Source organism: Candidatus Sulfotelmatobacter sp. (assembly GCA_036500765.1).
GTDB lineage: Bacteria > Acidobacteriota > Terriglobia > Terriglobales > Acidobacteriaceae > Sulfotelmatobacter.
On the sequence record DASYBM010000004.1, the window covers coordinates 1,989,585 to 2,015,204 of the forward strand.

The 25,620-nt window shown below is 57.0% G+C and carries 26 protein-coding genes and 1 tRNA gene; 17 read left to right on the plus strand and 10 right to left on the minus strand.

Annotation, left to right across the window (positions count from 1 at the left end):
* Window positions 1-17: 17 nt before the first annotated feature.
* Window positions 18-1,472 (minus strand): 2-hydroxymuconic semialdehyde dehydrogenase, encoded by a 1,455-nt coding sequence (locus tag VGM18_11280; GenBank protein HEY3973580.1) that lies wholly within the window; start codon window positions 1,470-1,472, stop codon window positions 18-20.
* 281 nt (window positions 1,473-1,753) lie between these two features.
* Between VGM18_11280 and VGM18_11285 the strand changes: the two genes are divergently transcribed.
* From VGM18_11285 to VGM18_11300, 4 genes are all read left to right on the plus strand, one after another.
* Window positions 1,754-1,990, plus strand: a complete 237-nt coding sequence (locus VGM18_11285) for a hypothetical protein (GenBank protein HEY3973581.1) — start codon at window positions 1,754-1,756, stop codon at window positions 1,988-1,990.
* 23 nt (window positions 1,991-2,013) lie between these two features.
* Complete coding sequence (locus VGM18_11290) at window positions 2,014-2,439, plus strand: PIN domain-containing protein (GenBank protein ID HEY3973582.1); 426 nt, start codon at window positions 2,014-2,016, stop codon at window positions 2,437-2,439.
* A 326-nt stretch (window positions 2,440-2,765) separates the two neighbouring features.
* Window positions 2,766-3,644, plus strand: a complete 879-nt coding sequence (locus VGM18_11295) for a lytic transglycosylase domain-containing protein (GenBank protein HEY3973583.1) — start codon at window positions 2,766-2,768, stop codon at window positions 3,642-3,644.
* A gap of 119 nt (window positions 3,645-3,763) precedes the next feature.
* Complete coding sequence (locus VGM18_11300; protein ID HEY3973584.1) at window positions 3,764-6,166, plus strand: N-acetylmuramoyl-L-alanine amidase; 2,403 nt, start codon at window positions 3,764-3,766, stop codon at window positions 6,164-6,166.
* 21 nt (window positions 6,167-6,187) lie between these two features.
* Here the strand turns inward: VGM18_11300 and VGM18_11305 are convergent, their stop codons facing one another.
* Window positions 6,188-6,367, minus strand: coding sequence for a hypothetical protein (locus VGM18_11305; GenBank protein ID HEY3973585.1), 180 nt, complete (start codon window positions 6,365-6,367; stop codon window positions 6,188-6,190).
* A gap of 49 nt (window positions 6,368-6,416) precedes the next feature.
* Window positions 6,417-6,797 (minus strand): hypothetical protein, encoded by a 381-nt coding sequence (locus VGM18_11310; protein HEY3973586.1) that lies wholly within the window; start codon window positions 6,795-6,797, stop codon window positions 6,417-6,419.
* A 187-nt stretch (window positions 6,798-6,984) separates the two neighbouring features.
* On the opposite strand from VGM18_11310, the gene VGM18_11315 reads away from it, so the two are divergent.
* The 3 genes from VGM18_11315 to VGM18_11325 all read left to right on the plus strand — a co-directional run bounded on the left by VGM18_11315 (window position 6,985) and on the right by VGM18_11325 (window position 9,289).
* The gene (locus VGM18_11315; protein HEY3973587.1) at window positions 6,985-8,190 is read left to right on the plus strand and encodes a DUF6599 family protein; all 1,206 of its coding nucleotides are present in this window, start codon (window positions 6,985-6,987) and stop codon (window positions 8,188-8,190) included.
* 452 nt (window positions 8,191-8,642) lie between these two features.
* A complete protein-coding gene (locus tag VGM18_11320; GenBank protein ID HEY3973588.1) occupies window positions 8,643-9,146 on the plus strand; it encodes a zinc ribbon domain-containing protein in 504 nt (167 codons plus the stop codon).
* A gap of 67 nt (window positions 9,147-9,213) precedes the next feature.
* Window positions 9,214-9,289: transfer RNA gene (locus VGM18_11325), tRNA-Thr, on the plus strand.
* Between the two features lie 392 nt (window positions 9,290-9,681).
* Here the strand turns inward: VGM18_11325 and VGM18_11330 are convergent.
* Window positions 9,682-10,068 (minus strand): hypothetical protein, encoded by a 387-nt coding sequence (locus VGM18_11330; protein HEY3973589.1) that lies wholly within the window; start codon window positions 10,066-10,068, stop codon window positions 9,682-9,684.
* Window positions 10,069-10,355: 287 nt separating this feature from the next.
* Here VGM18_11330 and VGM18_11335 point away from each other — a divergent pair, with 287 nt between their 5' ends.
* The 4 genes from VGM18_11335 to VGM18_11350 all read left to right on the plus strand — a co-directional run bounded on the left by VGM18_11335 (window position 10,356) and on the right by VGM18_11350 (window position 13,450).
* Complete coding sequence (locus VGM18_11335; GenBank protein ID HEY3973590.1) at window positions 10,356-10,943, plus strand: helix-turn-helix domain-containing protein; 588 nt, start codon at window positions 10,356-10,358, stop codon at window positions 10,941-10,943.
* 238 nt (window positions 10,944-11,181) lie between these two features.
* The gene (locus VGM18_11340; GenBank protein ID HEY3973591.1) at window positions 11,182-11,607 is read left to right on the plus strand and encodes a response regulator; all 426 of its coding nucleotides are present in this window, start codon (window positions 11,182-11,184) and stop codon (window positions 11,605-11,607) included.
* 398 nt (window positions 11,608-12,005) lie between these two features.
* Entirely contained in the window at window positions 12,006-12,740 is a 735-nt protein-coding gene (locus VGM18_11345) for a sigma-70 family RNA polymerase sigma factor (protein ID HEY3973592.1), read from the plus strand.
* Entirely contained in the window at window positions 12,737-13,450 is a 714-nt protein-coding gene (locus tag VGM18_11350; protein HEY3973593.1) for an anti-sigma factor, read from the plus strand. The genes VGM18_11345 and VGM18_11350 overlap by 4 nt, the downstream gene beginning before the upstream one ends.
* An 83-nt stretch (window positions 13,451-13,533) precedes the next feature.
* Here the strand turns inward: VGM18_11350 and VGM18_11355 are convergent, their stop codons facing one another.
* The 3 genes from VGM18_11355 to VGM18_11365 all read right to left on the minus strand — a co-directional run bounded on the left by VGM18_11355 (window position 13,534) and on the right by VGM18_11365 (window position 16,525).
* Window positions 13,534-13,920: a hypothetical protein gene (locus VGM18_11355; GenBank protein ID HEY3973594.1), complete on the minus strand. Its 387-nt coding sequence runs from the start codon at window positions 13,918-13,920 to the stop codon at window positions 13,534-13,536.
* A 162-nt stretch (window positions 13,921-14,082) separates the two neighbouring features.
* Window positions 14,083-14,544, minus strand: a complete 462-nt coding sequence (locus tag VGM18_11360) for a response regulator (GenBank protein ID HEY3973595.1) — start codon at window positions 14,542-14,544, stop codon at window positions 14,083-14,085.
* 10 nt (window positions 14,545-14,554) lie between these two features.
* A complete protein-coding gene (locus tag VGM18_11365) occupies window positions 14,555-16,525 on the minus strand; it encodes a PAS domain S-box protein (GenBank protein HEY3973596.1) in 1,971 nt (656 codons plus the stop codon).
* A 536-nt stretch (window positions 16,526-17,061) separates the two neighbouring features.
* Here VGM18_11365 and VGM18_11370 point away from each other — a divergent pair.
* Window positions 17,062-17,406 carry a CRTAC1 family protein gene (locus VGM18_11370; protein ID HEY3973597.1) on the plus strand — a complete coding sequence of 115 codons (345 nt, stop codon included), beginning with the start codon at window positions 17,062-17,064 and terminating at the stop codon, window positions 17,404-17,406.
* Window positions 17,407-17,537: 131 nt separating this feature from the next.
* On the opposite strand, the gene VGM18_11375 is transcribed toward VGM18_11370, so the two are convergent.
* From VGM18_11375 to VGM18_11385, 3 genes are all read right to left on the minus strand, one after another.
* Window positions 17,538-18,632, minus strand: coding sequence for a sulfotransferase (locus VGM18_11375; protein ID HEY3973598.1), 1,095 nt, complete (start codon window positions 18,630-18,632; stop codon window positions 17,538-17,540).
* 153 nt (window positions 18,633-18,785) lie between these two features.
* Window positions 18,786-18,998 carry a hypothetical protein gene (locus tag VGM18_11380; protein ID HEY3973599.1) on the minus strand — a complete coding sequence of 71 codons (213 nt, stop codon included), beginning with the start codon at window positions 18,996-18,998 and terminating at the stop codon, window positions 18,786-18,788.
* A gap of 620 nt (window positions 18,999-19,618) precedes the next feature.
* A complete protein-coding gene (locus VGM18_11385) occupies window positions 19,619-19,810 on the minus strand; it encodes a hypothetical protein (protein HEY3973600.1) in 192 nt (63 codons plus the stop codon).
* 518 nt (window positions 19,811-20,328) lie between these two features.
* Between VGM18_11385 and VGM18_11390 the strand changes: the two genes are divergently transcribed.
* The 5 genes from VGM18_11390 (at window position 20,329) to lepB (VGM18_11410) (ending at window position 25,615) form a co-directional block, all read left to right on the plus strand.
* Window positions 20,329-21,822 carry a hypothetical protein gene (locus VGM18_11390; protein HEY3973601.1) on the plus strand — a complete coding sequence of 498 codons (1,494 nt, stop codon included), beginning with the start codon at window positions 20,329-20,331 and terminating at the stop codon, window positions 21,820-21,822.
* Window positions 21,823-21,941: 119 nt separating this feature from the next.
* Entirely contained in the window at window positions 21,942-22,832 is an 891-nt protein-coding gene (locus VGM18_11395) for a hypothetical protein (protein HEY3973602.1), read from the plus strand.
* Window positions 22,833-22,933: 101 nt separating this feature from the next.
* Complete coding sequence (rnc, locus tag VGM18_11400; protein HEY3973603.1) at window positions 22,934-23,761, plus strand: ribonuclease III; 828 nt, start codon at window positions 22,934-22,936, stop codon at window positions 23,759-23,761.
* 32 nt (window positions 23,762-23,793) lie between these two features.
* The gene (gene lepB, locus VGM18_11405) at window positions 23,794-24,660 is read left to right on the plus strand and encodes a signal peptidase I (protein HEY3973604.1); all 867 of its coding nucleotides are present in this window, start codon (window positions 23,794-23,796) and stop codon (window positions 24,658-24,660) included.
* Window positions 24,661-24,793: 133 nt separating this feature from the next.
* Window positions 24,794-25,615 carry a signal peptidase I gene (gene lepB / locus VGM18_11410; protein ID HEY3973605.1) on the plus strand — a complete coding sequence of 274 codons (822 nt, stop codon included), beginning with the start codon at window positions 24,794-24,796 and terminating at the stop codon, window positions 25,613-25,615.
* The last annotated feature ends 5 nt before the right edge of the window (window positions 25,616-25,620 follow it).

A 25,620-nucleotide genomic window follows, 5' to 3' on the forward strand; every position in this document is an offset into this window, starting at 1 on the left:
GCGCTTTGCTGCAAGCCTTACAAGCCAATGCAGATATTGTTCAGTTCGGAATAAAAATTCAGCGAATGCATTCCGCCTTCACGCCCGATGCCGGAAAGTCCGGCGCCGCCGAAGGGCGTTCGCAGGTCGCGAAGGAACCAGCAATTCACCCACGTAATACCGACATTCATCGCCTGCGCTACGCGGTGACCTCGTTTCAAATTCGTCGTCCAGATCGACGCGGCCAAGCCGTATTTCGTATCGTTCGCCATCCGGATCGCTTCTTCTTCGTCATCAAAAGCAGCGATGTGACACACAGGGCCAAATATTTCTTCCTTCACGCAGCGCGCCGATTCCGACAATCCAGTATAGATCGTCGGCTGCACGTAGAAGCCCTGATCGAGCGCGTTGCCGAACTGCGGAATGCCGCCGCCCGTCAGTACCGTTGCGCCCTCTTCGCGCGCCAATCGGTAATAGGAGAGCACTTTGTCGCGATGCGTTGCCGAAATGAGCGGGCCAAGATTGGTATTGTTCTCCAGCGGAGACCCGACTTGCAGGGTTTCGGCTTTACCTTTCAGCGCCTCGACGAAACGCGGGAAGATGGCGCGCTCCACATAAACTCTCTCCGCGCAAAGACAGACCTGCCCGGTGTTGAGGAACACCGCGTCGCGGATGCCGTTGACCGCTTCGTCAAAATTGCAATCGGCGAATACGATTGCGGCATTCTTGCCGCCGAGTTCGAAGGAGACCGGTTTCACCGAGGCCGCGACCGTCTTCATGATCGCGGCCCCAGTCTGCGACTCACCGGTGAAGGTCACGGCATTTACGTTGGGATGCTGCGTAAGAAATTCACCCGCCGAATTCGGACCGAAGCCGTGGACGACGTTGTAGACCCCGGCAGGAATTCCCGCCGCCGCTATCGCTTCGGCGAGAAGCGTGGCGGTCGCCGGAGTTTCCTCGGAGGGCTTGACCACGACCGTGTTGCCGCAGGCCAGGGCCGGCGCGACTTTCCAGGTGAGGAGCAACAGCGGCAGGTTCCATGGAGTGACGATGCCCACCACGCCGAGCGGCTTGCGCACCGCATAATTCAGCGCGCTCTTGCCATCGGGCGTTTCGGTTTGAAAAGATTCCAGAGGCGCGGTTTTGATCAGATCGGCAAATACGCGGAAGTTCGCGGCCGCGCGCGGAACGTCGAGCTTAGAAGCAAGGGCGACTGGCTTGCCCGTGTCCGCCACTTCGGCGGCGACAAAATCAGTGAAGCGCGCCTCGATCGCGTCCGCCACCTTGTGCAGCCGAGCGGCGCGCTCGCGGACGCCCAACCGGCCCCACTCCCCGCCCAACGCTCTACGGGCGGCCGCCACCGCATCGTCGACCAAGCCAGCGTCGGCTTCTGCCACTTGCGCAATCAAGCTGCCGTCGGCAGGATTCACATCGGCGAACTCACGCTTGCCGCGTACGAACTCGCCCCCGATGTAATTCAGAATGGACTTCAATTGGCGACAACCCCGCCGCATCGTAACAGTCTGGCGTCGGGCGAAGCAACGTCTGGGCGAAGTGCGGACAATCCTGCGCCCTTTGCCGTTTCCCTCTTAATTTTTCGCGGCGCGTTGGTGTCACGTCGAGCCGCAACGAGACCCAAAGGATCTGGTGCACTGAACCTTCGTCTCTGGCGGCTGCGCGCGCAATTGCGGGTGCAGGATGCGATTACGCAGGGTGGCTTAACTTGACTGCACGCCTTAAACGTGATACACGTATTTTACGTGTAGAAGACTTTATGCCCAAGCAAAATCTTACGGTTAGCCTCCCCCAGCAGACAATACGCAAAGCCAAAATCCTGGCTGCGAGGCGGGGTTCCTCTATCAGCGGACTTTTGGCCGAGCAGATTGAGATTCTGGTGGGAGAAGACGAGGCGTATGAGCGCGCCCAGCGTCAAGCCACGGCTTTCCTGGAGCAGGGGTTTCATCTGGGCGGTGTGATTCGTGGCACCCGCGAGGAGCGGCATGAACGCTGAGCGGGGTGATCGACGGCGGAACGATGATCGATAAGACCTTCGTCGATACAAATATCCTGATTTACGCGCACGACGTTGATGCGAAAACCAAGCACGACATCGCCAGGAATGTTTTGCGAGAACTTTGGAGCGGGCGCAGCGGTGTTCTCAGCATGCAAGTGCTAAAGGAATTTTATGTGAACGTAACCCGCAAGATCGCTTCCCCGCTGCCGAGAAGCGAAGCGCGGCTGGTGGTGAACAGCTATTCGATCTGGTGCGTGGAAACAACGCCGACCGAAATTGCAGCCGCGTTCCGAATCGAGGACGAATCCCGCATCGGTTTCTGGGACGCACTCATTGTCGCTTCCGCAGCGAAAGCTGGAACGACGCGAATCCTGTCGGAGGACTTGGATGCCCAGCAGCAGATTGCGGGCATTCGCATAGAAAATCCGTTCGCTCATCTGCGGTGAATTGCGGAGGTTCGGCGCCCGAAGCGCGGATGTACCCATGAACCCGTGGTAACCTCGCCCTGGGTTACCTCCGGCATTTCCGCCCGGTTCCTAAAATCTTCTAATACGCATATTTTTCAAGCGCTTGCCTCGATTACTCCGATGGTTCTACTCCCTTCGGAGAGATTGCCGGGTGCATTCCTTCTGCCTATACTGGTCCTACTCTGGTTGAAGGATTCTCCGTGAGGTTCCGGGTGGTGGGTGGGGAGGGCAAGGCCTGTCTAGCGCGAGTCTTAGCTAGCGCCAGTCTCCCGACGAGAGTTTGGTGAAAGGGACAACGCCCGGATATGCGAAAGCGCCTGCAACTCGCATTCATGCTGACGGCCGCCACGGCAATCGCGACCTCCTACTTTCTCTATCCACTGCACGTGTGGGCCGCCGAGGGCGACAGCACGTCCCAAGTAATCTCTACTACCGACGAGCACGGACGCAAGATCTACGTGAACGATGAAGCCCCGGTGCAGAAACATGCGGCGACGCCGGCTCCGCAACCGAAGCGGTCCTCGCTGGTGTACTGGAGCAGCAAGGAGAATCGCTGGAAGCCGGTACCGTCGGTGAATACGGCCTCGATGCAGGCGGCGCGGTCGGCGGCGGCCGAGGTCGTCCAATACGAGGGTGCCCAATATTTCGGTCATGAGTCGAAGCAGTCAGCCAATGCCAGGATTTTAGCTGCCAACTACCGGGGACATCAGGCTACGCAAGACGAAATCGACGCCTCCATCACGATGGCGGCGGCGCGGCACAATGTAGACCCGAACCTGGTGCGGGCGGTGGTGAAAGTGGAGTCGAACTTCAATTCCAATGCCGTTTCGCGCAAGGGAGCGATGGGGCTGATGCAGTTAATGCCTTCCACGGCGAGGGAGTTGAAGGTGAAGAATCCGTTTGACCCCGACCAGAACGTGGATGCGGGCGTGCGGCATCTCAAGCAACTTCTTGAGAATTACGGCGGCGACGTGAATCTGACCCTGGCCGCTTATAACGCGGGTTCGGGCGCGGTGGCCCGCAATAACGGCGTCCCGCATTTCGCCGAGACGCAGAATTACGTGCGGAGAATTACCAATCTTTACTATGGCGGTTTTGATCTTTCTCAGTCCGGCGTTACACGCGATCCGGTGCGGGTTCAACGAGATGCGCGGGGCATGCTTTACATCAGCAACACCGAATAGGTTTACGGCATCTGTTTTCAGTAAGTTTTACTTAGCAATCTCTCAGGTACCTAAGGCAGTTCAACTGCAACGGCAGATCGAGACAGTTGGGTCAAGACAGTTACGGACCGACTTTGAAAATGAAATTAAGCCAGCGCAGCCTGCGCTGGGGAGCGCTGCTGTTGCTGATGGCGCTTTCCGGAATGCCGGCGTACGCCCGGACGCATCATACGGAAGCTTGGGCGCGCGACCGCTTTGCCGCCGCGGAGCGCATGCGTGAAGCGCTCAACGGACGTCCTCTCGCCGACCGCACCCGCCACAACTACCAGCGCGTACTCAACGCCTATCGCAATGTCTATCTAGGCGCACCCACTTCGACCAAGGCCGATCCCAGCGTGGTCGCCGTAGCCGAGACTCTAGTTGAGATGGGTCGCCGCTTCGAAGACGACAAAATTCTGAACGAAGCCATTGCCCAGTACAAGTTTCTGCGGAAGGAATATCCCGGCAGCAAGTACCGGTGCGATGCTCTGTTCACGATTGGTGAGATATACAAAGACGACTTGAATGACGCCCGGCAGGCGCGTGCGGTTTTTCAGGATTTTCTGCATCGCTATCCGCACAATCACCTGGTAGAAGATGCGCAGCAGGCAGTAGTAGAACTCGATCGCGAGGCCGCTGCCGCGAAGAAGGTCGACAGCCCCAATAAGCCGGGGAGGGAAATCGCCGGCAATGCTACGGCCCTTAAGGATACTCGCGAGAAGGGTGGGGACCTTTCCGCTGATTCCAGGGTTTTTAAGCCTGCCCTTAACCTGGATCCGAAAGCAGATCCTAATTCCGACTCTCAAGCCGATGCCGGACAAGATTCATCCGGCACGGGGTTGCCACATCAGCCTCGGGTGACGGGAATCCGGCATTGGTCGACACCGGATTACACCCGCGTCGCCATCGATCTGGAGGGCGAGATCAAGTTTGGTTCGCAGCGCATCGCCCATCCCGACCGCATCTTTTTCGACCTGCGCAATACGAAGCTGGCGTCCACGCTGGTGGGCAAGAGCTTTGATGTGGATGATGGGTTCCTGAAGAAAATTCGCGTCGCGCAGTTTCAGCCCGGCCGCACGCGGGTGGTGCTCGAAGTTGACGATCTCTCGGACTACGACGCCTTTCTGCTACCGAATCCCTATCGTCTGATTATCGATATTCATGGCAAAGATTTTCACGCTAAAGACATGCGCGGAAGAGACCTAGCCGCAGGCCACGGGAAAGCGCTGGCGGATGAAACCGGAGATGTGGAAGAACCTCCGACCGCGACTTCGGCTGTGCCCACGAAGGCTGAGGGAACCAAGCCCGACGGTTCGAAGTCTGTCCCCAAATCGGAGTTGAAAGCTGACCTCAAAGCACTGGCCGGGAAGCCGATCACCCAGCACGAACAGCTTCATGAGAGTCAGGAGGTTGTGTCTAAAGACAATCTTGCTACAACTCCTGCGGGGGCCAGGACCGCGACCGGGATCGTCAAAAAGGTCGTTGTAGAGGCTGACGATGATGATGACGAGAACGGCGCGCCTGCGCCAAAGGTCGCGAAACTTTCGACACCATCGCATTCGCGTTCGTCGGCCTCGACATCTTCAAAAAAGGACGTCGCGGTGGATGCCGATTCCGTTCCCGAGGAGGCGTCGGCAACAGAACCGACGCTGAGCAACCCAGCACCCCAGAAAGCGTCGCGTTTGGCTTCGAAGCGAGGAGACCTGGGTATGCGTGGAACGGGAACGCGAGAGGCCAAGCCGACTGCCAGCGGCGACCGGTCTTTGATCAGAGCTCTGGGACTGAAGATTGGCAGAATTGTGATCGATCCCGGCCACGGCGGGCACGATACCGGAACCATCGGTCCCAACGGCCTCCAGGAAAAAGATCTCGTGCTCGAAGTAGGACGCCGCCTGGGCAAGTTGCTGGAAAGTCGGCTGGGGGCTGAGGTGGTCTACACTCGCAAGGACGATACTTTCATTCCCCTCGAGACGCGCACCGCCATCGCCAACCAGCAGCGTGCCGATCTTTTTATTTCAATCCACGCCAACTCGAGCCATGACCCCGCGGCACGCGGCGTGGAAACGTATTACCTGAACTTCACCTCTTCGCCCGAAGCGCTGGAAGTAGCGGCGCGCGAAAACGCCGTGTCGGAAAAATCCATCTACGAACTTCAGGACCTGGTGAAGAAGATCGCGCTCAAGGAAAAAATTGAAGAGTCCCGCGAATTTGCCGGAGACGTGCAGGAGTCGCTGCATAGTGGCCTGGCGGCCAAGAGCCCGGCCATCCGCGACCGCGGAGTGAAGAAAGCGCCGTTCATCGTACTGATTGGCGCCAACATGCCGTCGATTTTGGCGGAAATTTCCTTCGTCAGCAACCCCGCCGACGAGCATCGCCTGGAAACCAGCGAATATCGCCAGCGCATTGCCGAATCGCTCTACCGCGGCATCGCGAAGTATGTGGACGGGCTGAGCGGCGTGAAAATGGCCAGCAAGATCGATAAAGCTGCGGGGCAGTATAAATAAGACTCGAGCGGCAGTTGATCGCTACTGAATCGCGCTGCCCACCTGCGAGAATACGTTGCCGGCGTTGGAGCCGATCAGGCGCACGGTGCCCACGACAATCACGAGAATCACGGCGAGCATCACCGAGTATTCGGCGATATCCTGGCCTTCCTCCTCAGTCCAAAGTCTATTCAGCCCACTATTGCGCGATGCGCAGCTCATACCGTAGTCCTCTCTTTAATTCTTTATACCTCTACACTCTGTACTACTTCTATACCGCCGCCAAGGCCTGAGAAGCCGCCGATCGCGAAACTGGTTGACGCCGGAACTCCGGAAAATCCAGTCCCCAGACTTCGCTGTCCTGGGCCACAGCCTGTAACCCGACTTGAAACTCAGACGAGCCCTTCATCTTCTTCGTCCAGACCACGCGAAACTGTATTCTGCGCTGGCGATAGAAAACGGTGACCTCGTCCAGTAAATTCAATTCGCGACGCACCGAACCCAAACGCGCTCCTTCGGGAGTAACATCGAGCGTATGCACCAGCTCTTCAAAAGCTCTACCGTTGCTGTCTTTGCCCTTCACTCGAACCGGAAGAACCGCTTTGGTGCGATTCCCGCGGCGCTGATTCTTATCCACACTGCTTGACGGCATTCCTTCACCCACAACCAGTTTGCCCGTGGAATGGCAAACTGTGAATGGCCCTGATGTGTAGGGAAGCGGCACGTAGGTAACCAGCCCGTACGGAGAAACTTCGAGACCTGGGTGATAGAAAGCGCTAGAAACTTTTCTGGCCGCTCTGTGGTCTAATTGTGAGTAGGTGTTTCAAGCCAGGATATTCATGAGTTTTTCCCGTACCGTTATCATCGTCCTGTTGACCGGAAGCCTGTTGGGTGTGGCGTGGGCAGCGCATCCGCAAGCGGCGCAGAAAGCCGCAGTCCATTCGGATCAGGCGCCTGCGTTGCTGCCAGCGCAGTTTGGCGGATGGCAGATGCAGGGGGCGCCGCAGATCAGCCAGGATCCCGCAGCCGCCGACCCTACGAATGCCGCCGTGCTCAAGGAGTACCGCTTCACCGACGTTGCCACATGTACCTACTCGCGGGACGACGGCCGTACGTTGAAGATTCGCGCTGCGCGCTTCGCCGATGCTTCTGGAGCCTTTGGCGCCTACACGTTCTACCTTCAGCCGGGGATGGCCAAGGAAGACATTGGCGACCAGGGGGTATCGCTGGGCCGGCGCACACTCTTCTATCGCGGGCATGTGCTGGTGGACGCGCAGTTCAGCGCAGAGTCCGTCATGTCGGCGGAGCAGTTGCGGGAGCTGGCGGGAGCGCTCCCGCGACCCCGTGGGAACTCCGGCAACCTGCCGTCATTTATCCAGTTCATGCCACGCCGCGGCTATATCGCGAACACCCAAAAGTATGTGATGGGACCGGAAGCACTCGCCGCGCAAGCGCCTCCGGTCGCCGCGGACCAGGTCGATTTCGATGCCAGTTCGGAAGTAACTTTGGCGCGTTACAACACAACGAGCGGCGAAGCGACGTTGATGCTGATCTCCTATCCCACGCCACAACTAGCCGCCGAGCATTTGCGCCGGATTGATGCTGCGCATCACATGGCACCGCCGCAGGCGGGCGTCGCCGCGATTGAAAGCGCAGGTTCATTCTTCGACAAACGCACCGGGCCCATCGTTGCCATCGCGACCGGACCGATCTCTGACGGTGATGCAAAGTCGCTGCTCGGAATGGTGAACTGGGAAGCCAGCGTCACCTGGAACCAGGCCACCGACAATGCGCAGGCGCGCGACCTCTACATGCTGATTCTCAACATCGTGATTCTCTGCGGAATTCTTGCGGGACTCGCAGTCGTGGCCGGTGTAGCCTTCGGGGGAATCAGAATTTTGATGAAACGCATGTATCCCGACAAAGTATTTGACCGTCCCGAACAGATGGAATTTATCTCGCTGCGGCTGACAGAAACGGTGGTCAAAGGTACGTCTGGAAGTGGGACTGAGAGCACCGGTTCGGTCCCCCAAAACCCTCTCTAAACCCCGGTAAGTGCCTTTAGAAATATCGGCTTAGAACCTTTGCATGAACATTTTGTCTCAAATTGGTACATTCTCCGCGAGTATTGATCGCTTATGTAAGCCATTGAAAACAAAGACATTTATTTCATAAAAATCGCTTGACACCCCCGTTTTTAGACTCATAAGATTTCGGCAGAAAGTTTTGACGGATTTTTAAGCTCCGTTGGAACTATTCTCCCTTGAAGAAGAGGCTGCCCTGTTGCCGGGTGGCCTCTTCGTTTTTGCGTTCCATTCAGCATTCTCAAGACAACTTCCCCTGGGTAGCAAAAAAGCGCCCAAAAAAACGATCCTGCGAAAACTTAGGCGGGAACTGTTTCGCGGGTTCTGCGTATTATCTTTTGTTGAAGTGTTTGAGGGTTTCGAAATTCTCCGGCCTTCAGACGAACTTCTAGATGGTAAGCGGCGGAGGGATTATGTTCTGCGATCAGTGCGGCATGGCAGTGCAGCCGGGTCAGGCTTTTTGCAACAAATGCGGCAAGCAGATCATCGGTCCGGTATCGCTCATGCAGCCGCGGCCGGGCCGGGTGCAGGAGCATGTGCGCCTGCTAGCGATATTGTGGTTCGGGCTCTCGGCGCTGAACACGATCGGTGGCCTGGCGCTATTCATTGTCGCGAATACTTTGTTCCCACATCTGCGCGCCCGCGGACCGGAGAGTGGTCCGCCGCAGTTTCTGACTCCGCTCTTGAGCGCGATTGCGATTATCCTCCTCGCCAAAGCAGCCTGTGGGTTCATCGCCGGCTACGGTTTATTGCAGCGCGAGCGCTGGGCTCGCGTGCTCACGCTCGTGGTGGCCTTTCTTTCGCTGTTTACCAACATTCCATTCGGAACGGCGCTGGGCATCTACACCATGTGGGTTCTGCTTCCCGCAGAGTCGGAGGAGGAGTACGAGGCCCTGGCTGCGGCTCGGGCTGCCTAGCGGGTAGCGCCCCTTCATCGGCGTTTCTCTTTACGCTTTCCGGCCTCGCATTTAGAATCGTTAAGAAGCCGACGTAGCTCAGTTGGTAGAGCAGCCGATTCGTAATCGGCAGGTCAGCGGTTCAAGTCCGCTCGTCGGCTCCATTTCCAACTCCGTCAGGGTTTCATCGGTCCTCCTCAATCCCGATGTTCTGGCTCTTTCATCTACTTTGCGAAATGCCGCGGGCTTGTACAAATCAATGTCAGAATTATTTCTTCCGGCATTTGCCCTTAGCAACATGGAAGATGCTGCCTGGCAATGAGGCCTTATTTTTCATGTGCTTACGCTACGGCGCGTTAGACCCCACTTTCGTGCCATATATGGCACTGGTGAGCCATTTACCGGGGATTGGGTCAGAGTTAGATTGTGCTTGAGCAGCACTTGGGGGAGGGCTGATCAACAGACGTCCCATGACTCTATGAGTCTGGGGCGTTTTGTTTTGCGCTGAACAATTGCCCTTTCCATAGGAGCAACACCGCTCGGTTTGCCGGTATCTCTACTTCTCCAGGGGCTTGGCTTCGGTGCTTTCGACTGCTCGTTTCGCTTTGCGCCAAACGCTAGCCACTGCCATCGTCCAGAAAGGAACCAGATCCATTCCCGGCACCAGCTTGGCGAAAAATGAGGGTAGAAATTCCCAGTGCCATCCCAGTAGCCGTACCATCGCGGCCGCCACGCCGAGATCAAGAAGGTCCTCTGCCGGAGAAAGCGCACCCTCCACAAACAAAGGAAAAATCACAAGCTGCAACACGTCGGCCACGATAGCCAGCGCCATGGCGGTCATAAACTGCGGGCCGGGAGAAATCCTGGTTGGAGAATCGCCAGCCGGGGAAGCGCTGGCGGAAGAAATGCTAGTGGAAGAAATAATGATCGATTCGCGCGCCATTTCTAAAAGTCCGCCGCATCTATTTTAAGACATTTAGCGCAGCATCGAATAGCCATTACAGGGCGCATCGCCTTTTCCTGATAGCGCAATCTGTTGTGATGGGTGAGGACTTGTATTTCTGCGTATAACGGTGTTATGTATACGATGTCAACACAATTTCCGGGATTATGGCGCCGGTGCCGCAGTATCGCGTGAAATCCGGCCGGATTTACCAGATCGTACATAACCAGGTTGTAGAGAACCAAGTCTTAGAGAAACCGGTCGTTTCAAAGCAGAAGGAACGCAGAATGCCCCGGCGCCCTGATCCCGATCTGGAAGACCGCATTCTGAATGCCGCACACCGCTTGTGGAAGCGCGGGGGAGACAAATCTCTGACCATGCGGGCGGTGGCGCGGGCGGCGGGAACGAACACCCCGGCAGTGTACCGGCGCTTCAAAGACCGTCGCGACCTGGTACGCGGGTTGTTGCTGCGCATTGCGGATCGCATCCGGCAGGATTTTGCGGCGCGGGATACGTTGGAGGAAATGGCCGAGGCCTACGTCGAGCAGGCGCTCCGGGTGCCGCATGAGTACCAGCTTTTTTATACTCACGCCCGGGAGCTTTCGCCGCCGCGAGGCAATGGCCGGCCGCGGCCGATCCGGGAATCGAGGCCGAACTTCGCATTCGTGGAACGGTTATTGGCCAAACGGCTGGGAGGCATGCCCGAAGATCACACGCAATTGGCGCTGGCGGTGTGGGCGACTCTGCACGGGACCACCACTCTGCTGCTCTCGAAATCGATTCCCGATGGTCACGAGCAAGAGTTGCGCTCGGCCTGTCGTGCGGCCGTAAAGGCCATGCTGGAAGGAGCGCACAAGTTTCCTATAGAGAAGTGATTCTGGGCAGAGCGGCTGCTGCCCCTGGTTCTACCAAACCAGCGGGCGAGATTACCCACTGCACACAATTGGCCTTTCGAGAGAGCCCACCTGAGACGAATCTCATCCTAGTTACTCCTGATTGCTCGCCCGCTTCACAAAACTGCCGATAGCAATACGGTGACGGCTCGTTCACGGTCGATTCCCTCCAGGAATCCGAGTGAACGCAGGCGAGACTTCTGAAAAGAGACATGGAGAGATGACCAAGATTCTGCTCGTCGATGACAGCAAATTCCTGAGACTGGCTACGGAGCGTGCTCTCGCGCGTGCCGGCTATGACGTCTGCACCGCGACCGATGGGGAGCGAGCCCTGGAAATTGCGCGAGAAAAGAAGCCGGACGTGATCCTGTTGGACATGCTGCTGCCGAAGATGACGGGGCCGAATGTATTGAAGGCTTTAAAGAGCGATCCCGAGACAGCGAAAATCGCGGTCGTAGCGTTTACCGCGCTGTCGCAGAAGAATGAGGAACGCCTGCGGCAAGACGGGGCATGCGCCTTCCTGGAAAAGTCGGCGATGGGAATGGATAAGAGTTACGAAACGTTGCTGACCGCGCTGGCTGAGATCGTGCGCAGATTGGATCTGAAGGTCCCGAACGGAGCCGCTATAACAGCCAGAGCAGATTGAACGGCGAAGGATCGTTGTAATCCGGTGAAAGCTTGAGAGGAATGAGGGAATTCTATAGGAATCCGCCAGCTTTCAAGGGTCGGTTGCCATGTCTTAGCGCGCCGGGGAACGGCGAGTAACCATAGAGAGGTGACCTTTGCGCTAAAAACGTGGTCGTCGCCCGCTTCGCTCACTCTCAGTCTTGGTCGCCGGTGTCATGAAAACAAAACACTTACAGATCGGGAACTCTAGACAGGTGGGCGGAGTCTATGTGGAGTGAGAGTGTCGTTCCACAGTTTTCGCGCGGGGAGCATCGAACACACCGGGCACGCAGCAGTTTGGAGCAGGCTGGGCAGCAGATTTTAAGGCGCGGTAGGGTGTAAAATCCTATAATGATTTAGGAAGCAGGGGACGCCATTATGGCGGGAGTAACCACCTTGGGTGATCTGGCAAGTGCAATCGGAGCACGGTCGCAAGCAGAGGCGGCGATTGTCGCCGAACTGAAAGCTGGTTCGGAAGAGGCCTATGCCTGGCTGATTGGCGAGTTTCAGCAGCCGGTGTATGGGCTCGTCTATCGGATCGTGAATGATCCGGCGGACGCGGCCGACACGACCCAGGATGTGTTTCTGAAAGTGTTTCGCGGGATGAAGCATTTTCATGGCGGCTCGACGCTGAAGACGTGGATCTACCGCATCGCGCTGCATGAGGCGGCGAACCGGCGGCGGTGGTGGTTCCGGCATAAGGCGAAAGAGACTTCGATTGAGCCGGTGGAATCCGATGGACCGAGCCTGGGAGAGAATGCGATGCAGGTGGCGCTGACCGATCATGCGGAATCTCCGTTTGACCAGGTCGCGCATCACGAAGTGCAGCACCGGGTGGATGAGGAGTTGCGCAAAGTCCCGGAGCCGTACCGGACAACCTTGATTCTGCGCGATCTGGAAGACATGTCGTACGAAGAGATTGCCGAGGTTCTCGAGATTTCGCTGGGAACGGTGAAGTCTCGGCTTACGCGTGGCAGAGACGCACTGCGGCAACGGCTGGCGCCGTACGTACGCGAAGTTGGAAACGAATTGGGGTTAGCTTCGTCAAAACAAAATCATAAAGAGCGGTCGCAGGTTGCTGGAGGGGGTAGAAGGTTCGAGGTGATTTCATGATGGGCACAGTGAAGACAGGCACAGTGAATAATGCGCCACTGGAGTGCCCGCGGGCGAAGCGGCTATTCTCGCCATATCTGGATGGAGCAATTACGGGCACGGAGATGCTCGCGCTGCAGGATCATTTGTCGGGGTGCGCGGATTGCAGCGGGGAGTATCGCGAACTGCGAAAGACGCAACAGTTGCTGGTGAGCACGATGCGGCCGAGGGTTCCGGCGGACCTGGGGTTGAGGCTGCGGTTGGCCATTTCGCGGGAAACGGACCAGGCCCGGCGAGTTCGTTTCGAAGGCTGGAGAATTCGGCTGGAAAATTCCCTGCACGCCTTCATGGTTCCGGCTACGGCTGGATTTCTGAGCGCATTGATTATCTTTGGCATCGCCATGGTTTACTTTGTGGCGCCGTCGTCGCTGGTGGCGAGTAACGATGTACCGCTGGTCATGCTCAATACCGCGCCCGAATTGCAGCAGAGCGCCTTTGGCATGACTATGGATTCGATCGATGCCGATTCACTGGTGATTGAGGCTTACGTCGACGCCAACGGCCGGGTGCAGGATTACCGCATTCTGTCGGACACCGAAGCGTCAAAGGAAGTGTTGCCCCAAGTGAAGCGCATGTTGATCTTCACGACATTTCGTCCTGCGCTCTCAATGGGCCGGCCGACGCCGAGTCGTGCCGTACTGTCGTTTTCGAAGATCAGCGTTCGAGGGTAATTAACACCGTACCGAAAACATGCCATCAAAGGACGGGCACCCATGCCGGGTGCCCATTTCGTTTTTTCACTTCCGATACGAGCCTACTGGTGGCAGGAATCGGAAACCTGATGGACGTCGGTGGCTTTCAGGTGACCATGTTCGGCGTTGTTTTTCTTCATTCCGGTATCGTGCGCCATATCTTTCTCATCTTCTTTCATATTGTGGGCCATGGTGTGCGAGACCGCGCCAGTGACTTCCACGGTATGGTTCACCTGGCTAGCCAAATCGACCGAACTGTTGCCGTGAATCTCCCAGGTGCTGCCATCGTTGGCGGTTAAGGTGTAGTTGTTGCCGTTCTGGGTGAGGCATCCGGTCATGGTTCGTACTTCGCTCTTGGACTTGTCTTCGCTGGAGTTTTGGGCGAAGGTCCAAGCTGTCATCAGACATATCAGCGTCACACACATCAACAGGCGATTGAATGTATTCATTCGGATTGCTCCTTTTTTGTTAGCGCCCCCAAAACCGCTGCCGAGGGGCCACTCAAGATTTACGTTGAAAGTAGGTTGCGCGTTGCTGGCGGAGAGTTGCCGCTGCCCGGCCGAGATAGGATTTTGCACGAGGCAGACTGCGCGCATTCAGACAAAATAGCACTACCCCGCCGCGGCAGAGTTTGTTGCGGGAGCCGTCTGGTTGACAATCAACCAGTAGAGCCCGAGTTGCTGCACGATCTGCTGGAATTTTGCGAAGTCTACGGGTTTTTGGATGTAACTGTTGACGTGCAATTGATAGCTGTCGATCAGATCCCGTTGTTCGTTCGATGCAGTCAGAATTACCACCGGAAGAAGACTGGTGCGGGGATTGTTGCGAATAGCTCGCAGCACCTCGATGCCTCCAATTTTGGGTAGTTTCAAATCGAGCAGAACAAACTTGGGATTGGAGAATTCACGACTGGCGTGCGAACCCTGGCAAAACAAAAAGTCAAGTGCTTCTGCCCCATCGCGGGCGATGTGCATGGTGTTTACCATCTTGCCCCGTCGCATGGCCGCCAGCGTTAGTTCCACGTCTGCCTGGTCATCTTCGACATACAGGATTTCTACTTCATCATGAATCATTGGGTTACTCCTATTGGCTGGCTCCCGGGAACGGACAAGTCCGCCCGGTCAATGCCAGGGTCTCCTCCGGCGTTGGGTTCAGGTTTTGCCCTAGTTCGAAAAAGAAAGCGGCGCCTTGATCTACCTTCCCTTCTGCCCAGATGCGGCCCCCATGTTTTCGGACGATGCGCTGGACCGTGGCCAATCCCACGCCGGCTCCTTCAAACTCTTCGGCGCGGTGCAGTCGCTGGAAAGCGCCAAATAGTTTGTGGACGTATTGCTGCTCAAATCCTGCGCCGTTGTCTCGGACATAGATAACCGAACGGCCCTCGACCGCAGGTTCACGAACAAGTTCGCCAATCTCGATGAGAGCCGAATCCCGGCGTCGGGTGTACTTCACGGCATTGGAAAGCAGGTTGGCGAACACCTGCTTCATCAATCCGGGATCGCATGGCACACTGGGCAATTCTTGAATGCGCCACTCGATCTGCCGTCCCTCGCAGTCGGGTTGAAGATCGCGGAGCACGCTCTTCACCAGCAAATTCAAATCCGTGAGTTTACAATCGAGTTCCTTCCGCCCGATGCGGCCCAGGTTCAACAAGCCGTCCACCAGTCCACCCATGCTGGTGGCGCCTTCCTGAATCATGCGCAGGTAATGCTGGGCTGTCGTGTCCAGGTCGGGGCCGTACTCGTCGTGGAGCAACTTGGAGAATCCATCCATGTGCCGGATTGGAGCCCTGAGATCGTGCGACACGGAGTAACTGAAACTCTCCAATTCTTCGTTGGCCGCGATGAGTTCGGTGTTTCGCCCCGCCAGTTCGCGGTTCAAGTTCTGAATCTGGTCTTGCGCCCGTTTGCGCTCAGTAATATCTCGTATTGCGCTGGAGACCAGGATCCCATCTTCCGTTTCCAATGGGCTGAGGCTGATCTCGATGGGAAATTCCCGGCCGTCCTTATGTAATCCATACAATTCTAGGCCGGCGCCCATGGGACGGACCCGGGGATCGGAAAAAAACGCGTCGCGGTGAGCCGGGTGCTGATCCTGAAAACGTTTGGGCACCAGGACCTCAATCTTTCGGCCCAAAACTTCCTCTCTACGATAGCCAAACAAGCGGTCGACCTGCGCGTTGACCAGGACAATCGTTCCGGTTCGATCCACTACCACCATGGCATCGGGGGCTGCTTCCAGCAGAGCGCGAAACTTGGCCTCGGCCCGCTTGCGGCTGGTAATGTCGCGGATGGCGCCGGAGACTAATATGCCCTCCGCTGTCTGCAAGGGACTGAGACTGATTTCGATGGGGAACTCGCGGCCGTATTTGTGCAATCCATACAACTCAATGCCGGCCCCCATGGGACGTACCCGGGGATCGGCGAAGAAGGCATTGCGATGGCCGGGATGCTGTCCGCGGAATCGCTCCGGCACTAATATTTCGATCGGCTGTTGCAACAGTTCCTCGCGACCATATCCGAATAACTTCTCGACCTGGGCGTTGACGAGTACGATTTTTCCTTCGCGATTCACCACGACCATGGCGTCGGGGGCAGCTTCCAGTAGAGCGCGAAACCTCTCTTCCGCCTGTCTTCGCTCCGCGGCCTGTTTGGCGAGTTCGCTATTGACCGCCAGTAATCCGGCGGGACTGGGCAGCGTCAATACTTTGGGAACCACTGCCAGTAGCAATGCCGCCGTGGTCACGGAGACCGCCGCGGTGGCCGCCTTTACGATGCCCGATAAAAAATAGTCCGGGCGCCATACCGTCCACACTTCCAGCAGGTGGGTTGTGCCACAACTCAGTATGAACGCTCCGAACATGAGGAACATCCAGTGGAAAGGCAAGTCCCGGCGCTTGCGGACAACGTAAATCAGCACCAGTGGTATGCAGTAATACGAAATCGTGATAAGGAGATCGGAGATGACATGAAGCCATACAATCCACGGATTCCACTGATAGCAGTAGCCGTGCGGCATGAAGTCGGAAGAAAATAGCGGATTGAGAGATTCCAAAACCCCAACTCCTGCGTCGGATCCGATGAAGAGAGCGCGGACGCAGTTCTGACGTCTGAATTCCAGGATTCGCTACCGATATCCGGTAGTATCTCTGGCCGTGTGCGGCTCCGCCGCCTGTGAGTAATAGTCGTACAGTTCGGCGAGAGCCGAAAGGACCGAAGGGGCATGCTGACGCGAAATGCAATAGTGTATTTCCTATTTCGACACTATTCCGGAAACGGATCGGCTCGGAAGACTCATGACGGGCGCCTCCCCGTTTTCAGACAAGCACGCCAACGTCCGCATGTCATCGATGAAGCAAAACCTTGCAAAAAGCGCGGCCACGGCGCAGTTTATGTAGGGAGTGGCCGGAAATGGAGGCAGAGGCGGGAATGCGCGTCCTAAAGCTTGTTTTACTTACCTTCGCTCTCATGCTGGGTTCGCTTCCTTCTGCAATAACCGATTCCAGCCCTAGCCCAATCCTATTCGAGCTGCAGAAAATCCCGTTTCACTTGGAGAATGGAGTTACTCCGGCGAAGAACGCACCTGAAACTATGGCTGGCGGCGTGGCCATTTTCGATTACAACGGCGACGGACGTCCCGACATTTTCTTCACCAATGGCGCCAACCTTGCGACGCTCCAGAAAGACTCGCCAAAATTCCGCAACCGCCTCTTCCGAAATGACGGCAACGGCACCTTCACCGATGTTACCAATACCGCCGGCCTGGCAGGCGCGGGATATGGCTATGCGTCGTCGAGCAATGGCCCCGTGCATTTTGGCCTGGGTGCCGACAGCCATGTAGGAGCGATCGAAATTCACTGGCCCCCAGGTGCCATCCAAATACTGCGCGACGTCGACGCGGACCGCGTCCTGAAGGTAACGGAACCCGAAAAGTAAGCACAAGGTTTTTAGACGACTTAGGCTCGGGAAGCACACTGGGGCGGAAGCTTTTCCCGCTAGCGCAAAGGACGTGACTTGCCGAGGTTAACCTGTTCCGTCTTCCAAAAGGCATAAACGGCCCATGCTAGTCACCCCATCCGCTTCTGCTTTACGGAGAGAGTGGAGTTCACCACAGGAGTCGCCCCATTTTGAGCATCATCGGAACCCTTCGACGCGTTCCGCGAATCGATCACACGTCGGACAGCCCAATACGGTATTTTGATCTGATTCATCAGGACTTCCCCGCTTACCCAAACTGCCGATCGCATCGAAAAGTACGAAACCCGCAGGGGTGCGTGAGACTCCCCTTCGTGCGCTGGCTCATAACCCAAACCTGCCATCTGCCTTCCCGCAACCTGCTCGATGAGTTTGGACTGAGCAGGGGAAAGAATTCCTCGCCAGGCATCGGTGCGGCCGGAATCCAATGGTTTTCGAGTCAGGACGTGCAAATCCGGTTTGCCGCCACATCTGCGCGGCCGTACGTAGTCGGACGCGACTTGATGAGCCTTCAGCATCGCTCTCACGAACGTAATGCCCAGGAACGAACAGATTCCATTTAGACTTTCCTCTGGCTGAGTTACGAAATCTTCGTATCGCACCAGCATGTAGCGGTCGCTGTTTTCCGATTCCTTGCGCGACTCTTGCCGGGCATGAACTTCTAAACAGCGCAGCCAGTGGTGGGCAGCGCTATAGACATTCCAGTCGGTGAATTGCCCTCGGTTGAAGGCCTTGATGGTAGAGCAAACCACGGCGCGAGGGTCGCGCACGATGTGGATAATCCCCGCGTTCGGAAAGCAGGCGCGAATCTCGGGCAGCTTTAAAATATGCGCCGGAGTCTTTTCACCCCAGCGGCTCTTGCCTTCGCGGGCGGCTATCGCTCCCATCAGTATGTTCAGTATGTGGGCGTAGCTCGGCGCATCAGCCAACTGGCTTTGTATCTCTCGATTCTCGAGGAGATCGTTGTAAGGGCAACACTCGGAAAGAACACCGCGCCAGTGGTCGAGCAGAGATCGGAAGTTCACTTCATTGGCGGGCGGCCCAAACCTTCGATACTCAAAGAATGCCTGCGTTTCCCCATACACACCAAGTTCAGGATGCATATTGAGGGCAAGTTGTAGCGGAGTAGTGCCGGAGCGGCCCGCTCCCACTACGAACACAGGTTCAATGCCAGGGATCGAGCCCAAGGGAATTGGACGTAAGTTGAGCATCAAAGGGACCAGCAGCAGGAGAAATGCTAGCACACAAGAGCGATGTCGGGTCGGCGTTTAGGAGCGACTGGGTCGGTTAATTCACCGTGAAATTTCCTCCAGGGACAGTGGTCGACAGGCCACCGATTATCACCACGACGGGACTTGGGTATTGTTCGAGCTGAAAACCGTTTGTGTCGAACCCGTAATGTCGAGCGTGGTGCCGTCGCCGAAGGTTCCGATGACATAGGTTGGGTATTGGTCGCCGACCGACTTGAGATTGAGCGGGGGGCGGATTGGCCGCAATGCTGGTGGGAACGTACTGTCGCTCAACGTCAATTGCAACCGGCACAGACTCGACATCGCCGCTCGCGTTGGTTCCGATCGCAGTAAGGTTGTAGAGTCCTGCGGGAATAGTGGTTGGAACGGCAAGCGTAAACTGGTTCGCGGACGAGGTCGCTTGCACCTCCGGAAGCGGACCTTGGGGAATCACGCCCACGATTTGGACCGAGGGGTCAGCAGAGACGGTTATGGTGATTGTCTGGCCCTCGGTAGCTAAGCTATTGTTGGCCGGGGCAGTAATCTGGATCAGAGGTTGTTGGGCATAGGCAGGCATCGATCCAAGCGCCGTGAGCCCAAAAAGAATGGTCGAAAGAAAGATTCCGTTCTTGCGATTCATTATTTCCTCCGCAATACCGGCCCGCGTCATGCTGCCGTCTAGGTCTAGTCATCGAGACCTTTGTCGAAGCCTCGTAACCACAAAATAGATCAGGCACATCAAGGCGAACCAGAAAGCGCAGTCAACAGACAACTGCGTAGCGAACGCCGCGCTGAGGCCTCGACCTGACGTGCCGACAGACTCCGCTGCTCTGACGCCGGGAGTACGGATGCCATAGTCTGCTTTCAATGCCCAGCCGCCGAGCGCGAGGTAAAGCGACAGAGCCAGCCCCGCTGATGCAAGAACGATCTTGAATATAGCCTGTCTAGTCATCGAACCTAAAGTCCCTGGCCCTATTAGCGAATCCCTTTGCCCTTCGCGACATCTTCGCGACCGCGAGATAGACCGCACACATCATGGCGAACCAGAAAATCCAGTCGACGAAGACCGCCAAGAAGCCGGACAGCATGAGCGCGGCGAGAATCAGCGCGACAATGAATGCGGTATTCCTTTTCATAACATCTCGCAGCCAGGCTGGCCCACCTTTTCGGGGTGAGCTTTCTCGTACCCATTATAGAAATGTGGGTGCCCCGTGCTTGCTACTTTGCAATGACGGGACGCGATGCTATCTCTGACGTGGGATTTACTTATGCGCAGCCGTGTGCATCGAACCTACGGCGCTCATCATCCGCACCTTATCAAGCGCTCGTGCTACCGGCGATTGCCTCTGCTTGGATTTCGATTCGTGATCGGGTAGAGTAGCGCTCTCCTGCCTCAAACCTCTAGTGCCAGCATTCCCCATTCCCACCCTTCGCAAAAAGCGCGAAGGATGGGGGACCCACTTTGATGGTCGTGCAGGAAAGATCAACCACCATAAGCCCCCAAATCGGTTTGACCCTCTGCCTACGAGCCCTTAAACTGAAGGTGTTCTCCGCCTATGGTTCATGTTGGCCATCGTGTGTGGTTTGCCTGCGGGAGGGATTCCTGAGTCGGTTTCTTCACTTTTGGAAACGTTGTGGGCTTCGCGGTTTCGTGGTGGCCGGGTTGGTGGGGCTGCTGGGGCCGGTGTGTCTGGCGGACAATAATAATCCGATTACGCTGGATACGAGTGAGACGCTGTTCGCCGTGCTGACGGCGATGAATACCTGCGGCTACGGCGAAGGCCTGAACATTTCCGATGCGCAGCGGCTCAACATTCGGGCTGAGGTGGAGCGGAACCTGCGAAATTCCGAGGACGCGCAGGGCGCCATGACTGCGATGTGCGACTGGTACCTGGGGCATAAGGGAAAAGATGCGGCGCATGACTTGTCGCAGTATGTATCGCTGGCGCTGTACTTGCAAGGGCCTCCGCACTTTTTGCCGCGAGTGAAGGAGGATGACATGCCTCCGGATGCCGAGCCGCTGTCGGCATTTGGCACGGTGCTGGAAAAGTTCTACGACAAGGCCGGGCTGCATAATATCTGGGAGAAGCACCGCGCGAACTATGCGGCGCTGGTGGATCGCTATCATGTCCCGCTGTCGAAGATGGTGTTCGATACCGACATTTATCTAAAAATGCAGTCGGGCGGATTTCTCGGGCGGACGTTCACCGTCTATCTCGATTTCATGGGCGATCCCAATGAGGCGAACGCCCGCAATTACGGGACTGACTATGACGTGGTCGTCTTTCCTTCGCCGGACCCGAGTTCGACCGATCCGCTGAAGATGCCGCAGATTCGGCATGCGTATCTGCACTATCTGCTCGATCCGCTGGCGGAGAAACATTTCAGCTCGATCAAGCGCATTGAACCGCTACTGCAATCGGTAAGGCGGGCGCCGCTGGAAGAGGGATTCAAGTCGGACATCTCGCTGCTGGTGACCGAGTGCCTGATACGGGCGATTGAGATACGCACGCTGGGAAACAAGCAGACCGTCGAGGCCATGCGTCAGCAGGCGGTGGACGATGCGGTCAAGCAAGGTTACGTGCTAACCCGATACTTCTACAACGCCCTGGTGGTGTTTGAAAAAGATCCGGCAGGACTGCGAACAGCGTATTCGGACATTCTAAATAACGTCGATTTGAAGGCGGAGGAGAAGGCAGCGGGTGAGGTGCAGTATGTGCGTGTATCGGCGCCGGAGTTGGTGCAACTTTCCCGACTCGAAGATCGCCGGATGCTGATGACGGCCGAAAAGCGTCTGGCGGCGGGCGATCCCAAGGGCGCACAGGAACTGGCGCAGCAGGCATTGGATAAGAAAATCGGAGATCCCGGTCGGGCGCTGTTCATCCTGGCACAGGCCGCGGTGGCGACTAAGAATCGCGAGGGCGCGCAACAGAATTTCCAGAAGGCGATCCAGGAGACGAAAGATCCCAAGGTGGTTGGATGGTCGCACGTATATCTGGGCAGGATTCTGGATATGAAGGAAGATCGCGAGGCGGCCATGAAGGAGTACCAGGCGGCTTTGACTGCCGGGGCGGAACTGCCCGAGGTCAAGGCAGCGGCGGAGCACGGTCTGGAGCAGGCATACGAGCCTCCGGCAAAACCGCAGTAGTAAGCTGTCAGCTGTTAGGTATCAGCTCTCAGTGAAAACAACCCACACTACGATAAGATTTATCGTTGCGGCTGTCGCGGGTGATTGAGATCGGAAAAGTTCAGGGGCGAGGAGAAAGCATGAAGCGAGCAGCGATCGTCTTGGAGGCGGTGGCAGTTCTGGGCATGTACGTCGGCGGAATGTGCGCCTGGAGTTTCGGACAGAGTAGCGGCAACACGGGCAAACCCGCGTCGGCGCCCGCAGCACAAACAGCGAATCCTGCCGCGCCGCAGGGAAAGCGTCCGCCACAGGCCAAGACGCAGCCGGAGTTTGCGGCCTACAACGCGGCCATGGCGCAGGCCGATCCAGCGGCGCTGGAAAAGTCTGCCGACGATTTCGCGACCAAATTTCCTGAGAGTGAACTGCGTGCTCTGCTCTATACGGCAGCCATGCAACGGTATCAGCAGGCCAATAACGCCGACAAAATGATCGAAATGGCCAAGAAAGTCCTGGCGATTGATCCCGATGACCCGGCCGCCCTGGTTGGAGTGGCGCACGCGCTGGCGGAACGGACGCACGATACGGATCTGGACAAAGACCAGCGCCTGGCTGAAGCCAAGAAGGATGCGGAGCATGCTTTGGTGACGATTGAGACGGACGTTCCGACTTCGGGCTATGATCCGGCAAAGCTAGCCGCGTTCAAGGGCTTCTTGCGGTCCGAGGCCTACTTTATTTTGGGGACATTGTCATTCAAAGCCAGTAACTGGCCGGATGCGGAGACGAATCTGCGCAAGTCGATTGACGCGTTGCCGGAGCAGCCTGATACCGTCGCGGTTTTCCAACTGGCGGTCGCGCTGGATATGCAGAACAAACTTCCGGAGGCGATGAAGTATTGCGACCAGGCAGTGGAGCTTACGAAGGATCGACCTGACTCGGGCGTGGGTAAAGCCGCGCGGGATGAGAAGGACCGGTTGACAAAACTGAGCAGTGGGTCGGCGCCGGGGCAAACGACGGCGCCTCCGAAGAATTAGGGCAGCGTTGCTCAAATCGGTAGCACAAACCTGGCGATCTGCGCTCGCCGGACAGCCGAGGGCGGCTCTCCCCACATAAGAATGACACCGCGTATGGACGTATGAAAGAACGGGAAATCACGGCGCTGGAAGAAGGATTGGATTATCACTTCCGGCGGCGCGCGTTCATTGAGCAGGCAGTGACGCACAGTTCGCAGGCGCGGGAACAGGAAGCGCAACAGGCGGGCGAGAGCAAATACAAGGTAAGCGACAACGAACAGTTGGAATTTTTGGGCGACGCCGTGCTGGCCCTGGTGACCAGCGAAGAATTGTTTCAGCGCTTTCCTCAATTCCGCGAGGGTGAGCTTTCGAAGCTTCGGGCTCACCTGGTGAGCGAAAGGCATTTGATCCGGGTGGCGCAGGAACTGGAATTGGGCCACTACCTGCGGCTGGGACGTGGCGAAGAAAAGAGCGGCGGGCGCGGCAAGACAGCTCTGCTGGTCGATGCGCTGGAGGCGATCCTGGCGGCGATCTATCTGGATGGCGGGCTGGAGGTGGCGCGGGCGTTCGTGATCCGTAATGTGATCGCGCCTGAGTTGGAACGGATGGAGCGGGGCGGCGGCACGCTTCCGGTGACTGATTTCAAGTCGGCTCTCCAGGAAGCGGTGCAAAGCCTGGGACTGCCTCAACCCGCGTATGTGCTGGTCGAGGAGGCCGGTCCGGAACATAGCAAGACGTTCACGGTCGAGGCGCGATTGCATCCAAAGAATGGTGGGAAGAGCACGGAGTTCGTTGGGCGGGCTCAGGGTTCGACCAAAAAAACGGCCGAGCAGGACGCGGCGCGGCAACTGTTGACGTTTCTGGCCTCCCGCCCGAAAGCCGGCGATGCGAAGGGAGCGCCGCTACATTCTGCCGGGCTTCATTCGGCCGAAGCTTTAGAGGATAAGTAGAAGATTCAGTAGAAAAGAAGAAATTAGATTTCATGGATTCGCCAAACTTTCCTATCGCTTCGATCGAAGATCCTGTGGCCCCTCCGGCTCCCGTCGCCGCTCCGCCTGGGGTTCCAGTTGAGCTCCAGGCCGCAGTCGAACAACCTCCTATGCCGACGCGGCGCCTAGTTAACACTTTCGGCAGCGATATAATCGGATCGCTCCAGTCGTTGATGGGCACCGTCGTGATTGCGATTTTCGTAATCACGTTTATCGTTCAGGCGTTCCAGATTCCTTCCGAGTCGATGCAGAACACGCTGCTGGTCGGCGACTACCTGTTGGTGAACAAGTTGTGCTACGGAGGACGTGGGCCGGGCGATCACCTGATGCCGTATCAGGCGATCAAGCGTGGGGATGTTATCGTGTTTCACTACCCGGTCGATCCGCAGCAGCACTTTGTGAAGCGCGTAATCGGCGTCCCCGGAGACCATCTGCGAATGGTGAACAAGAAGGTGTTCATCAACGGCAAGCCGCTGGACGAACCGTATGTACGGTTTCTGGAACCACCGAACAATCTGTTTCGCGACGATTTTCCGCGCGTGGATATTCCCGCTCCTTTTCTCGAGGGAAAGTGGTGGCTGGAGATGCGGAAGTTGGTGGAAGACGGCCAATTGATTATTCCCGACGGGCACTATTTCGTGATGGGCGACAACCGCGACGACAGCCAGGACAGCCGGTATTGGGGATTCGTGCCGCGGGAGAACATCATTGGAACGCCGCTGGTAATTTACTGGTCGGTGCGGGATTGGGATAAGAGCCCATCTTCATCGATTGCAGGCCGACTCTATCATCTGGCGTACGCGGTGACGCATATTTTTCAGCTCACGCGCTGGAATCGGACGCTGCGACTGGTACACTGAAAATGTCCCTCAGGGGCTGAGGCGCCCACTTTTTACGGGGCTTAGGGCACGTCCAAAGCCGCGCCTACCAATAACTACGGTACGGCTCAAACCCGCACCCTGGCCACAGTACTCAACAGACTCGAGAGACGCTTTGAGCCGACAACGAACGATGACGGTGGCGAAAAAAGAGATAGCAGTCAAAGAAGCGCCCGAAGACAACGTCGCGGAAGAGAAACCGAAGGAGACTACGGTCGAGTTTCTGTCGTCGCTGGCCGCGGTGCTCGTTACGGGACTCTTCATCATCACCTTTGTCGTACAGGCGTTCGAGATTCCATCGAGTTCGATGGAGAATACGCTCCTGATCGGCGACCACGTGTTCGTGAATCGCATCCAGTTTGCTCCGCGGAGCAAGTGGATCGGTCCGCTGCTTCCCTATCGGGACGTACGTTTCCGGGACATCGTTGTGTTTCTGCATCCCGACCCAAATCAGGCCGGCACCTACGTGGTAAAGCGCATCATTGGCGTCCCGGGAGACCGTATCCATCTGCGTAATGGCGTGGTCTATCGCAACGGCGTGGCTCTGGACGAGCCTTATGTGCTGCACGACGCCGACACTTTCGATCCTTATCGCAATGATTTTCCATCTGTCCCACCAGCCGATGACGGCAACATGTCGCCCAACTGGTTTGTCGATTTGCATTCCTACATTCAGGGGGACGATCTGGTAGTGCCGCCGGACCACTACTTCGCGATGGGCGATCATCGCGGTGTGAGTCTTGACAGCCGCTACTGGGGCTTCATTCCAAAGGAGAACGTGATCGGGCGGCCGATGTTCATCTATTGGTCGTTCGAGACGCCCAGCGATCAATATCGCAAGACCAGTTGGGGCGACCGAATCTTGTTTTTCGGCAAGGTGGTTCTGCACTTCTTCGACGAGACCCGCTGGGGACGGACGCTCCGGGTTGTAAAATAATGCCC

What these genes read in the sequence shown, in the direction of transcription:
- VGM18_11395 (HEY3973602.1), top strand. Translation starts at nt 21,942, where the DNA reads ATGAAGCGAGCAGCGATCGTCTTGGAGGCGGTGGCAGTTCTGGGCATG.
- VGM18_11335 (HEY3973590.1), top strand. Translation starts at nt 10,356, where the DNA reads ATGCCCCGGCGCCCTGATCCCGATCTGGAAGACCGCATTCTGAATGCC.
- VGM18_11320 (HEY3973588.1), top strand. Translation starts at nt 8,643, where the DNA reads ATGTTCTGCGATCAGTGCGGCATGGCAGTGCAGCCGGGTCAGGCTTTT.
- lepB (HEY3973604.1), top strand. Translation starts at nt 23,794, where the DNA reads ATGGATTCGCCAAACTTTCCTATCGCTTCGATCGAAGATCCTGTGGCC.
- VGM18_11385 (HEY3973600.1), bottom strand. Translation starts at nt 19,810, where the DNA reads ATGAAAAGGAATACCGCATTCATTGTCGCGCTGATTCTCGCCGCGCTC.
- VGM18_11300 (HEY3973584.1), top strand. Translation starts at nt 3,764, where the DNA reads ATGAAATTAAGCCAGCGCAGCCTGCGCTGGGGAGCGCTGCTGTTGCTG.
- VGM18_11355 (HEY3973594.1), bottom strand. Translation starts at nt 13,920, where the DNA reads ATGAATACATTCAATCGCCTGTTGATGTGTGTGACGCTGATATGTCTG.
- VGM18_11370 (HEY3973597.1), top strand. Translation starts at nt 17,062, where the DNA reads ATGGCTGGCGGCGTGGCCATTTTCGATTACAACGGCGACGGACGTCCC.
- VGM18_11285 (HEY3973581.1), top strand. Translation starts at nt 1,754, where the DNA reads ATGCCCAAGCAAAATCTTACGGTTAGCCTCCCCCAGCAGACAATACGC.
- VGM18_11290 (HEY3973582.1), top strand. Translation starts at nt 2,014, where the DNA reads ATGATCGATAAGACCTTCGTCGATACAAATATCCTGATTTACGCGCAC.
- VGM18_11360 (HEY3973595.1), bottom strand. Translation starts at nt 14,544, where the DNA reads ATGATTCATGATGAAGTAGAAATCCTGTATGTCGAAGATGACCAGGCA.
- VGM18_11310 (HEY3973586.1), bottom strand. Translation starts at nt 6,797, where the DNA reads ATGCCGTCAAGCAGTGTGGATAAGAATCAGCGCCGCGGGAATCGCACC.
- VGM18_11380 (HEY3973599.1), bottom strand. Translation starts at nt 18,998, where the DNA reads ATGTCGAGTCTGTGCCGGTTGCAATTGACGTTGAGCGACAGTACGTTC.
- VGM18_11350 (HEY3973593.1), top strand. Translation starts at nt 12,737, where the DNA reads ATGATGGGCACAGTGAAGACAGGCACAGTGAATAATGCGCCACTGGAG.
- rnc (HEY3973603.1), top strand. Translation starts at nt 22,934, where the DNA reads ATGAAAGAACGGGAAATCACGGCGCTGGAAGAAGGATTGGATTATCAC.
- VGM18_11345 (HEY3973592.1), top strand. Translation starts at nt 12,006, where the DNA reads ATGGCGGGAGTAACCACCTTGGGTGATCTGGCAAGTGCAATCGGAGCA.
- VGM18_11305 (HEY3973585.1), bottom strand. Translation starts at nt 6,367, where the DNA reads ATGAGCTGCGCATCGCGCAATAGTGGGCTGAATAGACTTTGGACTGAG.
- VGM18_11330 (HEY3973589.1), bottom strand. Translation starts at nt 10,068, where the DNA reads ATGGCGCGCGAATCGATCATTATTTCTTCCACTAGCATTTCTTCCGCC.
- VGM18_11315 (HEY3973587.1), top strand. Translation starts at nt 6,985, where the DNA reads ATGAGTTTTTCCCGTACCGTTATCATCGTCCTGTTGACCGGAAGCCTG.
- VGM18_11340 (HEY3973591.1), top strand. Translation starts at nt 11,182, where the DNA reads ATGACCAAGATTCTGCTCGTCGATGACAGCAAATTCCTGAGACTGGCT.
- VGM18_11295 (HEY3973583.1), top strand. Translation starts at nt 2,766, where the DNA reads ATGCGAAAGCGCCTGCAACTCGCATTCATGCTGACGGCCGCCACGGCA.